Below are 12,159 nucleotides of genomic sequence, written 5' to 3'. Positions count from 1 at the left end.
GACAGCCTGGGCATGACCCACCTGAAGTCCCTGCAGGAAGTCGGCCTGAGCCACGTGCACCTGCTTCCCGTCAATGACTGTGCCACCATTCCGGAAGATCCGGCCGACCAGCTAACACTTCAAGACGACCTGTCCCAGTACGCCCCGGACAGCACCGAGCAGCAGGCGGCGGTCAATGCGATTCGCGGCAGCGATGCCTTTAACTGGTGTTACGACCCGCACCACTTCAACACCCCGGAAGGCAGTTACGCCACCGACCCGGATGGCGTGGCCCGCATTCTCGAATTCCGCGAAATGGTACAGGCACTGAATGAAGCCGGACTGCGAGTGGTGGTCGATGTGGTCTACAACCACACCAGCCAATCCGGCCTGGGGGACAAATCCGTTCTGGATAAAGTGGTACCCGGTTATTACCACCGCCTGAACAGCAGCGGCAATATCGAGCGCAGCACCTGCTGTGAAAACACCGCCTCCGAGCACGCCATGATGGAAAAGTTCATGGTGGACTCACTGATGACCTGGGCCGAGCTGTATAAGGTCGACAGCTTCCGCTTTGACCTCATGGGCCATCACAGCAAAGCCAATATTCTCAAGGTAAAGGAGCAGTTGGCCACACTGACCGAGGAAGATCACGGTGTTAATGGTGAGCATATTTACCTGTATGGCGAAGGCTGGAACTTCGGTGAAGTGGCCGACAATGCCCGCTTTGAACAGGCCACCCAGATCAATATGGCCGGCACTGGTGTGGGCACGTTCAACGATCGCTTCCGCGACGCGGTACGCGGCGGAAGCCCGTTTGACAGCGGCGTCAATCATGTCATCAACCAGAGTTTCATCAATGGTCTGTATTACGACCCCAATGCCGAGAATGACGGTAGCGCCGACGAGCTGGAGTGGTTGCTGACCAGTACCGACCGCATCCGCATTGGTCTGGCCGGTAGCCTCAAAGACTTTGCGTTTATCGATTGGCAGGGGAACGAGGTGACCGGTGATTACGGCGCCGCCGTGGGCTACACGCTGGACCCGCAGGAGTCAATCAATTATATCGAGAAGCACGATAACGAAACCCTGTTCGACATCAACCAGTACAAGATCCCGCTGGATCGTACTCCGGAAGATCGGGTACGGGTGCACAACATGGGTACCAGCCTGGCGTTGCTCGCTCAGGGCGTTCCGTTCGTGCAAGCAGGCCAGGAGCTGATGCGTTCCAAGTCCATGGATCGTGACAGCTACGATTCCGGCGACTGGTTCAATCTGCTGGATTACAGCTATCAGCAGAACGGCTGGGGCCGTGGCCTGCCGCCGGCCCACTCCACCGAAGCGAGCTGGGATACGATTCAGCCCCGGCTGGCGGATGAGACTCTGGCGGTGGAAGAGGCGCATATCCTGAGCAGCCTGGCGCACTTCAAGGAGATGCTGGCCATCCGTCACAGCTCAAAACTGTTCCGTCTGGAAACCGGCGCTGCGATTAACGAACAGGTGAGTTTCCACAACACCGGCGCCGAGCAGAAGCCGGCACTGGTCGCCATGCACATTGCCGATGGCAGCGATGACGTCGACCCGGAGCGGGATGCGGTGATGGTATTGTTCAATGCCCATGTGGACGCTCAGACGTTGAGCTCCGAAGACTGGACCGAAGCAGGGTGGGAACTGCATCCGCTGCAGCAGGCGTCCAACGATGAAACCGTTAAGGGCGCCACCTTTGATGCCGACACCGGTACCTTTACGGTACCCGCACGGACCACCGCGGTGTTCCAGATTGCCCAGGCCGATACCGGCGACGATGACGACACCGACGGCGGCAATGACGACGATACCGATGGGGACAATGAATCTCCCGAACCGGATCGCGGCAGCAGCGGCAGTGCCAATGCCGGATTGCTGTTGATGTTGCTGGCGCTCGCCGGGATTCGCCTGGTATCCCGCCGGAGCTGATCTGACGACACTAAAAAAAATCCGGGGGTGACACCACCCCCGGATTTTTTTTGCTCACACTCCCGGTGATCAGTCGCAGATATCTCCGGTCACCTCGGGTGTTTCAGCGCTGCCGGTACCCTGGAAGCCAAACTCCACCGAACTTCCCGGCGCAATACTCGCATTCCAGCTCATATTGCTCGCGGTGTACGGGCCCGACCCGGACAGTTCGGCACTCCAACCATTGGTCACCTGAGTGTTGCCACTGTAATCCCAGGACACTTCCCAACCGTTGATGGTCTCGGAACCGTTGTTGGTGATCACGATTCCGGCCACGAAACCGGAGCCCCAGTCGCTATTGATAACGTACTCGCAAGTAACGCCGCCGTTTCCGTTGTCACCACCGTCACCATTGTCGCCATCGTCCGCTTCGTCCACCTGTAGGAAGGCACCGCTGTAGGCGGACGGCACTTGCGCGTACACACGGTTTTCCGTGGCGCTCTGAGCCGGCTCGACGTCACCGTCATCGTTCAGCACACCAACCCGTACATCGGTGTTTTCCCCATTGACGGCCTGAGCGAGCTCATAGGTCCAGACAGCGGCGTCACCATTGTCGACCACAAACGGTGTGCTCGGCAGGTAAACATCCGCGCCTTCGTTGGTCACCAGACGCAACTGCACTTCGTCGCCCGCGCTGAGCGTCTGCGCCGCGTTGGTCAGCGGTGCCACATCTTCCCAACTGGTGCCGGTGGAGGGTACGTGAGTGAAGCTGAAGGCGTCGGTGTCCGAGCCATCGGCATTGCTCACCTGAACCCGAACGGTCACGTCGCTCTCGGACTGCGGCTCGGCCAGAGTCAGTACCGTGCTGGCGTCCGAGGTGCTGCTCAGCGAGTACAGAGCGCTGTTGCTGGCTTCGACGCTCCAGTTATAGCTGAGGTTGCTGCCAGATGAGCCAGAGGCGCTGAGCTGAATCTCGCCGGCACCGGCAAACACGCTGTTTGCCGGTGAAGCGGTCAGATCAGCCACGACCGGATCCGGTTGCGGATCGCCCCCATTGTCACCATCGAACTGCACATCAATACAGCCGTGGAAGCGTTCGTAGGTATAGTAGTTGCGCCCCCATTCCCCGTAGATCACATGCCGCCCGGTACGCTCCGGCACCACACACTCGGTATGGAACAGCGAGCTGCCCTTCTCCGGTGTAATGTTCGGCGTGGCGCCGGGGTTGGTGTCGTCATAGCCGGTGAGGTCACAGAAAGGCTCACTCTCAAAGTCGTCCCAGGTCAGTGGCTTGCCCACCTCGTACTGGAAGTCCGGCTTGGTGATGTAGTAGACGAATTCTTCGGTGTCATCAAAGTGCGGGCCCCAGGAAATGTCCCAGGTGATGGTCAGAGGCCCGGAGCTGATTTCATTGGTGGGCCAGTCAATGGGTTTGTCCCACGGGGTGGCGCCGCCCTGCCAGGTCTCACTGTCGAAGCCACAGACATTGTCCGGCAACGGAGACACACCTTTACGACCCAGATCGTGAGTGAGCACACTCATGAACTGGTAACCGCCCTGGAAGTCACCTTCAAATGCTTCAGCACAGGCACTGCCCGCCGGAGCTGTATCAGGTTTGGTGATGGCGCCACAGGTCCAGTTGCGTGACGCCGGTTCCGACATCACGCCATGCCCCATCACACTGGCGGACAACATCAGGGTAAATGAACCGAATAACAACGATTGGTACCGCATAGATAGTCCCTCTTATAGTCAATTATTAAATAACGATTTCGGGTACAACAATCCCACAAAGCCTTACGGCTCTGGTGCCGAAACGGGTTGGGATCGACGGTAGCTTCGTGTTTTTGGCGGGAAAAAAATATGAAGCCGGACACATCTCGTACAACCCGTGACCGACATTTCAACAAGTGGGCACAAAAGTCCACAGGCCATCGGGGCTGGCATAAAACTCAACCCACCATCCGGCACGACAGGGGCGCGCTAAAGGCTTTACAATTTCCCGAGCCCAGACCACCGAGAGAGGTACTCGCTTGCCAACATCCTACAACGACTGGCAACCACTGCTGGACGACGTTCGCCGCTGCACCCTTTGTGCCCCCTCACTCCCCCTGGGGCCCCGGCCGGTCCTGCAGTTTCACCCGGACGCCCGCATCCTGGTAGCCGCTCAGGCGCCCGGACGGCGGGTGCACGATACCGGGCTGCCGTTCAATGACCCCAGTGGCGACCGGCTCCGGGACTGGATGGGCATCGACCGCGAAACCTTTTACGACCCCACCCAACTGGCCATCATCCCCATGGGCTTCTGCTACCCGGGCAAGGGCCGCTCCGGCGACCTGCCACCGAGGCCCGAATGTGCCCAGACCTGGCACCACCACCTGCTGGCGCAACTGCCCAACCTGGAACTGACCCTGGTGATCGGCCAATACGCCCACGCCTACCATCTGGGCAAGAGCCGGGAAACCCTGACCCGGCGGGTGGCCAACTGGCGGGACTACTGGCCCGATAAGCTGCCCATGCCCCACCCCAGCCCCAGGAACAACCTGTGGTTGCGGCGCAATCCGTGGTTTGAGGCGGAGGTGGTGCCGGCACTGCGCCAACGTGTGGCGCGACTACTGGACTGATTCAGTACTAAAGTCGACCGAGGGAATGGCGTCCAGCAGGTCGCGGGTATAGGGGTGTTTCGGATGTGAGAAGACGGCCTCAGTCTCACCCTGCTCCACAATTTCGCCCTGCTTCATCACCGCCACCCGGTCGCACAGATAGCGCACCACGGACAGATCGTGAGAGATGAACAGCATAGTGAGACCGTGGCGTCGGGTGAGCGCCAGCAACAGGTCCAGTACCTGGGCCTGGATGGTGACATCCAGTGCCGAGACCGGCTCGTCGGCCACGATCAGTCTGGGCCGGACCGCAAGGGCCCGGGCAATGGCCACCCGCTGACGCTGGCCCCCAGAAAACTCGTGGGGGTATTTGCGCACGGACCGCCGGTCCAGACCCACGTCGTCCATCAACTGATTGACCTGCTCGCGCAGATTGCCCCGATCCGCGAGGCCGTGTAGCAGGAGCGGCTCGGCCAGCGCGTCAAACACGGTCATTCGCGGGTTGAGTGAGGCGTAGGGATCCTGAAAAATCATCTGAAAATCGCGCCGTGCGCGTTTCAGCTCGCCTTTGCGCAGGGCGCTCAGGCTCTTGCCATCCAGCCAGACTTCTCCGGACTGGCTGTCCACCAGCCGCATGATGCTGCGCCCCAGGGTAGACTTGCCGGAACCGGACTCTCCGACCAATCCCAGGATCTCGCCTTTTCGAACCGACAGATTGATCGATTTGACCGCTTCGACTCGGCTCACCTCGCGGGGAAAAAACAGCCCTTTGTACACCGGAAAGGCGGTGTACAGCTGGCGTACATCCAGAAAGGAAGTATCCTCCAAGGCCCCCTCGGCCGGTTTGGCACTGGTGGGAATCGCTTCGATCAATTGCCGGGTATAGGGGTGTTCAGGTGCGCGGAAAATCTGCCTGGGCGGCCCGGCCTCGACCACCTGCCCGGATTTCATCACCAGAATATGATCCGCCAGTCCGGCCACCACGCCCAGGTCGTGGCTGATGAACACCACCGTCAGGTTTCGGCGACGCTGTAGTTCTTTGATCAGTTCCAATATCTGTGCCTGTACCGTCACGTCTAACGCGGTGGTGGGCTCATCGGCGATCAGGAGTTCCGGCTCGGTGATCAACGCCATGGCGATCATCACCCGCTGGCGCATACCGCCGGAAAACTCGTGTGGGTAATTGTCGATTCGCTGGCGCGCCTCGCGAATACCCACCTCCTCCAGAGACAGTATGGCCCGCTCCCGCGCGACCTTTTTGTCTACCCGATGATGCTGCCGCAGGGACTCCACCAACTGGTCGCCAATGCGCATATAGGGATTCAGGCTGGTCATCGGATCCTGAAATACCATACTGATCCGGCGACCGCGAACAGCGCGCAGCTGCTTCTCGCTTAAGTCCAGTAGATCCGTGCCATCGAATACCGCCCGCCCGCTTTCGATACGCCCTGGCGGCATGGGAATCAGGCCGAGCAGGCTGTAGCAGGCCACCGACTTTCCCGAACCGGACTCACCCACAATGCCCAACACCTGGCCCGGCTCGACCGAAAAGCTGACATCATCCACCGCTCGCACCACGCCTTCGCGGGTGTGAAAGTGAACGGACAGATGTTCTACCGACAAGAGTGCCATAGCTTCAGTCTTTGGAAACACGTGGGTCGAGGGCATCGCGCAACCCATCGCCCAGAAAATTCAGGGCGAACAGGGCAACAGCGAGAGTCAGCCCGGGAAAGATCAACAGCCAGGGGTACTCCTCCATGGTGTCCACGCCATCGGAAATCAGCGAGCCCCAGGAACTCTGGGGCGCCTGGACGCCAAGGCCGAGAAAACTCAGGAAAGACTCGAGCAGAATCACGCTGGGAATTGTCAGCGTGGTATAGACAATGATCGGCCCCAGGGCGTTCGGAATCAGGTGACGGGTAATGATCCGCCAGCGCGACAGGCCGATGGCGGTGGCCGCTTCGATAAACTCCTGGCGGCGCAACCCCAACACCTGACCGCGCACGATGCGTGCCATGGTCAGCCACTCCACAGCGCCGATGGCTAGAAACAGCAGTAAGAGACTGCTGCCGAACACCACCGTCAGCAATACCACAAAGATGGCAAACGGCAATGCATACAGCACATCCACCAGACGCATCATCACCATGTCGACACGCCCGCCGAGAAAACCCGCGGTGGTGCCCCAGAGTACCCCGATGCCCAACGCCACCGCCGTGGCGATAAAGCCCACCATCAGGGACACACGGGTACCGTACATGATGCGGGTCAGCAGATCCCGGCCCAGAGTATCCGTGCCCAACCAGTGTTCCGCTGAGGGCGCGCTAGCACCCAGCGCCAGGTTCTGTTCATGATAACTGTAGGGCGCCAGCCAGGGAGTCACCAACGCAATCAGTACCAGAGCGACCAGAAACACCAGACTGAGCATCGCCAAGCGATTCCGACGCAGGCGCACAAAGGCGTCATGCCAGAGCGAACTGCCCGACTCCAGGGCCTGCCCGCTCAACTCGGGCGAGCGTTGGGGCGCAGTTTCGGATTGAGCCATACCAATACCGTATCCGCAATCAGGTTCAGCAGGATAATCAACCCCGCGAAGAAAATGGTCATGCCGAGCACCATGGTGTAATCCCGGTTGAACGCCGCCTGGATGAAAAAGCGGCCCAGCCCCGGAATCTGGAAAATGGTTTCCACCACAAAGGAGCCCGCCAAAAGCCCGGCAATGGCCGGCCCCATAAACGACACCACCGGAGTGATGCCACCGCGCAGAGCGTGCACCGTCACAATGCGAAAAGTGGACAGCCCCTTGGCCCGCGCGGTACGAATGTAATCCTGTGACAGCACCTCGAGCATACCGCCGCGACTGATGCGCGCGATATAGGCGGCGTAGGTGGAGCCCAGGGTGATGGAGGGCAGAATCTTGTCCCCGGCGGAGCTGCCCCAGCCCGACACTGGCAACCACTCCAGCCAGATGCCGAACACCAGAACCAGCATGGGCCCGAGCACAAAGGATGGCAGGCAGATGCCCACCATGGCCAGCGACATGGGCACATAGTCCTGCAGGGTGTTGGCCCGCAAAGAGGCCACCACACCGGCCAGCAAGCCGATGACCAGCGCAAACAGAATCGCGTAGAGCCCCAGTTCGAAAGTCACCGGCGCGCCGCTGGCAATCATTTCATTGACGGTACGATTGGGGAATTTAAACGAAGGACCCAGGTCGCCCTGCAGCAAACCGCCCAGATAGTTCAGGTACTGAGCGCCCATGGACTGGTCGAGATTGTAGCGCTCATTGAGCGCCTTCATCACTTCCGGCGGCACCGCGCGTTCCGTATCAAAGGGACCGCCCGGAGCCAAGCGCACCATAAAAAAGGTGATGGTCACCACCACCAACATCACCGGTATCGCCTGCCCCAGCCGTCCAACAATAAACCGCAACATAACGCTTCCCTACTACTCCGCCGCCGGCTGCTCGGGCATATCGCTGACCGGTTCAAGAGACAGATATTTATAGGGGTGGTAGTCCATGATGTTGTTGTGCCAACCTTTGACCGATGGGCTCACCAGCCGTTTGGTCGTGTAGTTATACAGAGGGATCAGCGGAACTTCTTCCATCAGGATGCTTTCGGCCTGCTGAAAGTAATCATAACGCTCTTCGCGGCTTGAGGCCCTGGCGGCTTTCTGCAGCAGCTCATCATACTGATCGTTACCCCAACCGGTGTTGTTGTTGCCGCCGCCGGTTATGAACAGATCGAGAAAGGTACTAGGGTCGACGTAATCACCGATCCAGCCAAGACGCGCCAGATCAAAGTCACTGATGCGCTTACTGTTCAGGTACACTTTCCACTCCTGGTTACGTAGAGTGACGTCCACATTCAACTCCCGGCGCCACATCTGCTGAATTGCCAGAGCAATCTTCTTGTGGTCCTCCATAGTGTTGTACAGGATTTCCACTTTAGGCATGCCTTCGCCACCGGGGTAACCGGCTTCCGCCAACAACTCCCGGGCGCGTTCCGGATCGTAAGGCACTTTGGCTTGGGGTGTGTAGCCCAGGGTACCCGGTGGGGTAAGCGCGTAGGCGGGCTTCTCTCCGGCTTGAGTGATACTGCTGACAATAGCCTCCCGATCAATGCTGTACGCCAGAGCCTGACGCACCCTGACATCATCGTAAGGTTCGCGCTCGGTGTTGATGAGGTAAAAATAGGTGCCGAGATAGGGATTGATCCGAAGTGCAGGGTGGTCGCCCTCGCGGTAAACCGAAATTTTTGACGTCGGCATGGTATTAGTGATGTGCAGCTGTCCCGAGCGGAACATACGTTCTTCAGTGGTGACCTGCTGGATTGGGTGGAAATGGATTTCCTGCAGCTTTACCTGATCAGCGTCCCAATACTGGGAGGTTTTCTCGACCACGACAACCCGACCGGGTGACCACTCTTTGATGGTGAATGGTCCGTTACCGACAAAATTTTCGGGACGAGTCCAACGGGTGCCGCGCTCATCCATATCACCATGAGCCATCACAGTGTCACGATGTACCGGGAACATGCTGTGGTGATCCAGCAACTGCAAAAAATAGGACGTGGGATTTTTCAGGGTGACTTCGAGCGTCCGCTCGCCGAGCGCCTTCACCCCCACTTCGGAAAAGTCTTCGATCTCTCCTCGATGGTAAGCCTCAGCATTTTCAATTACAAACAGCGAATAGGCGTATTGATTGCCGAGCGCCGGCATCAATGCCCGCTGCCATGACCAGACAAAATCTTCCGCCGTTACCGGGTCTCCGTTGGACCAGCGGGCGTCTTCACGCAGATGGAAAGTAAATACTCGATTGTCTTCAGATACTTCCCAGCTCTCGGCGACCCCGGGCACCACTTCCAGGGTCTCCGGATGTTTGCTGACAAGACCCTCGAACAGGGCCTTCTGGATGAAGTATTCGGGAATGCCAGTGGTGGTGTGCGGGTCCACATCCGACGGCTCATCGCCATTACCCATATGCAGAATCTGTTCGCGATTGCCGCGCTCAACTGGGGTTTCTCCGTCATTGTCGCTATCTGAGCAGCCGATCAATCCCAGACTCAAGACGAGCGCGGTGAACAGACCGCGCGGGGTGGTTCCCATCATTCTTCAACCTCCTCCACGACATCCGGCGACAATTCTTCGGCAAAGGCGTCAAAGCTGTAAGGGCGGCCCAGAAAGTTCTCCACCAGCACGGCCGCATCTTCGGTGCCGCCGGGCGCTAACACCTCTTCGCGGTAGCGGCGCGCCACTTCGGTATTGCGTAGGCCTTCACGCTTGAATTCACTGAACATATCCGAGGCGATAACCTTCGACCACATATAGGTGTAGTAAATGGCCGAGTAACCGTACAGGTGACCAAAGCTGGTGTGGAAGTAGGTACCGTCTACAAAGGGGAACGGTGAGTACTCGGACTGTAATTCGGGAATCAACGCATCGAAGTCCACCTCGGCCGGGTCACGATCATACAGGTTCAGGGAAATGGCCGCGTAGAACATCTGATGCCGGGCAAATAGCCCTTGTCCGAAGTCGCGCCCCAGGTTCATCTTCCTTACCAACTCCTCGGGAATCAGTTCTCCCTCGCTGTTGCGAGCGAATGACTTCAGAGTGTCGGCGTCCCACACCCACTCTTCCAGCATCTGGGACGGCGCCTCGACAAAGTCCCACTCGGTTTTGATACCGGAGAACGACAACCAGGGTTGATCCCCCGCGAAAATTCCATGCAGCAGATGGCCGAATTCATGCAAAAAAGTTTCTACTTGGCTGTGTTCCATGTAGCCAGGACCCTCAGCACCGGGGAAGTTGCAGACCAGAGCTTTGATCGGCTCCTGAATACCTTTCACACCGTCTTGAAGACTGAATGCGGCCGCGTGCTTGTACTTTCCATCCCGGGGGTGCATATCGAGATAAAAGCGACCCAGCAATTCGTCGTCCTGCCACATCTCGTACGCTTCCACATCCTCGTGCCAGGAGTCCGTTTCCCAGGGTTTGATGGTCACACCGAACAGCGTCTCGGTCAGGTCAAAGATGCCATCGCGCACCGCCTCGTAGCGAAAATACTGACGCACTTGTTGCGCATCCACTTCAAACTGCTCTTTCTTGACCAGCTCTTGCAAGTGGGTTTTCTGCCAATCCCCCACAAAGCTCGCACTGGGATCAATTTTTCTCAACCGTGCCAGTAACTTGTCGTACTCGGCGTCCGATCGGGGTTTGGCGATTTCAGCAATCTGATCGATAAACTCCTGGGCGTTGTCAGCGCTTCTGATCATCTTGTTTTCGGTCACATAATCAGCGTAGGTGTCGTAACCCAACAGCTGAGCCAGTTCGTATCGAGCCTCCAGGATATCCCGCAAGACGAGCTCGTTGTCTGGATAACCTCTGCGACGGAACTCTCGATAAAGTTCAAGACGCAACTCATCGTCCTGCGCGTACTGCATAACCGGCAAGTAATCCGGGTAATCGGTCGTGATGACAATATCGCCGTTCTCATTGGGCGGATGATTGTCAATAAAGTCCTGGGGCAAACCCTCCAGGCGATGGGCATCCTTGATTGCCACCGAGCGCACATCCTGATTGATGTTCCGCCCGAATGTCTGCCCGAGCTTGTTGAGTTGCTCGTTCAATGCCCGGATACGCTGACGAGTCGCTTCGTCCCGATCAACACCGGAGCGTTTGAACCCCTCCAGCATCTCTTCCACGTAGCGTTTTTCCAGCCCGTTCAGGGACCCGATTTCGATGTCGGCGACCTGCTGATATAGAGGGCGCGACAGGCTGATGTTGCTGAACAGCTCCACCGCACGTTCGCGGCAGGTTGCCGCAGCCTCTCGCACTTGCGCGTCGGGATGTACATTGAAGTAGAGCGAGGCGCGACTAACGGCACGATCAGAGACGATATCCAGCTCGTTGATGGCGTCTAGCAGGCGGTCGGTACTGTCCGAATAGTGTCCATTCTCGATTTTTTCCAGTTGGGCCTGAGCAGACTCCAGCCCCGTCCGACACTGGCTGGCAAATGCCTGGGCTGCATCGGTTTCATACTCCGGCCAAGCCGCCGACTCTGGCCTCTCCGGAGCGATACTGCAACCAGCCATCAACAGGCTGGCGATCATTCCGGTCAGTGCCCACGGGCGGGTAAGCCGTGCATATCGAGAGATTGTCGCCTGAATCATCGTTTTCTCCATTAATGCGGTGATGTTGGAATCTTACATGATTTTATGTCCTGGGCGAATTAGCACAGCATCTCCCGGGAACCTGAGCTTGCGAAAGGCTATCCTAGAGCTATAGGCTCGCTGGTTACGGAGGTAATCATGTCTGAACAGATCGAGAAAAACATCCACTGCCCGTATTGCGATGAAGTGATCACCCTGTTGATCGATCCGTCGATCAGCGAGCAGTCTTATGTGGAGGACTGCCAGGTATGTTGTCAGCCCATCAGTGTGGATGTGGTGATTGATGAGACCGAGGCGGTGGAGGTGTATGCGCGGCAGGAGAATGAGTGATGGCGGGTGGTTAGCATTGGTTTACGGCGGATGCGCTTCGCTTCGACGCGCCGGTTTGGGTAACGGCGGATGCGCCTTCGGCTTATCCGCCCTACGGCCGAGCGCAGCGGTATAGATTCGCGTAGGGCGGATCGGTCCGA

General features: G+C 58.2%; 9 protein-coding genes. 3 read left to right on the top strand and 6 right to left on the bottom strand.

Features of this window, described 5'->3' with window-relative positions; translation table 11 throughout:
• Nucleotides 1-1,935 (top strand): pullulanase-type alpha-1,6-glucosidase (pulA, locus tag B3187_RS09985; protein ID WP_286806163.1); only part of this gene is annotated, 1,935 nt, incomplete at its 5' end.
• Nucleotides 1,936-2,004: 69 nt separating this feature from the next.
• Here the strand turns inward: pulA and B3187_RS09980 are convergent.
• Nucleotides 2,005-3,648 carry a lytic polysaccharide monooxygenase gene (locus B3187_RS09980; RefSeq protein ID WP_286806161.1) on the bottom strand — a complete coding sequence of 548 codons (1,644 nt, stop codon included), beginning with the start codon at nt 3,646-3,648 and terminating at the stop codon, nt 2,005-2,007.
• 299 nt (nt 3,649-3,947) lie between these two features.
• Between B3187_RS09980 and B3187_RS09975 the strand changes: the two genes are divergently transcribed.
• Nucleotides 3,948-4,538: a uracil-DNA glycosylase family protein gene (locus B3187_RS09975; RefSeq protein WP_286806159.1), complete on the top strand. Its 591-nt coding sequence runs from the start codon at nt 3,948-3,950 to the stop codon at nt 4,536-4,538.
• Here the strand turns inward: B3187_RS09975 and B3187_RS09970 are convergent.
• From B3187_RS09970 to B3187_RS09950, 5 genes are read right to left on the bottom strand one after another with little or no spacing between them, the layout of a single operon-like run.
• On the bottom strand, nt 4,527-6,149 hold the full coding sequence (locus B3187_RS09970) for an ABC transporter ATP-binding protein (protein WP_286806157.1): 1,623 nt from the start codon (nt 6,147-6,149) through the stop codon (nt 4,527-4,529). The two genes, B3187_RS09975 and B3187_RS09970, sit on opposite strands and share 12 nt — an antisense overlap.
• A 4-nt stretch (nt 6,150-6,153) precedes the next feature.
• Complete coding sequence (locus tag B3187_RS09965) at nt 6,154-7,062, bottom strand: ABC transporter permease (protein WP_286806155.1); 909 nt, start codon at nt 7,060-7,062, stop codon at nt 6,154-6,156.
• Complete coding sequence (locus tag B3187_RS09960; RefSeq protein ID WP_286806153.1) at nt 7,020-7,952, bottom strand: ABC transporter permease; 933 nt, start codon at nt 7,950-7,952, stop codon at nt 7,020-7,022. Before B3187_RS09960 ends, B3187_RS09965 begins: the two co-directional genes overlap by 43 nt.
• 12 nt (nt 7,953-7,964) lie before the next feature.
• Entirely contained in the window at nt 7,965-9,629 is a 1,665-nt protein-coding gene (locus B3187_RS09955) for a peptide ABC transporter substrate-binding protein (protein WP_286806151.1), read from the bottom strand.
• Nucleotides 9,626-11,689 (bottom strand): M3 family metallopeptidase, encoded by a 2,064-nt coding sequence (locus B3187_RS09950; protein ID WP_286806149.1) that lies wholly within the window; start codon nt 11,687-11,689, stop codon nt 9,626-9,628. Before B3187_RS09950 ends, B3187_RS09955 begins: the two co-directional genes overlap by 4 nt.
• A 138-nt stretch (nt 11,690-11,827) precedes the next feature.
• On the opposite strand from B3187_RS09950, the gene B3187_RS09945 reads away from it, so the two are divergent.
• Nucleotides 11,828-12,019, top strand: coding sequence for a CPXCG motif-containing cysteine-rich protein (locus B3187_RS09945; protein WP_286806148.1), 192 nt, complete (start codon nt 11,828-11,830; stop codon nt 12,017-12,019).
• Nucleotides 12,020-12,159: the final 140 nt, after the last annotated feature.

This window comes from Marinimicrobium sp. UBA4209 (assembly GCF_002381585.1).
Lineage (GTDB): Bacteria > Pseudomonadota > Gammaproteobacteria > Pseudomonadales > Cellvibrionaceae > Marinimicrobium > Marinimicrobium koreense.
Note: the sequence above shows the minus strand (reverse complement) of the source record. Positions and strands in the feature narration are given on the sequence as shown.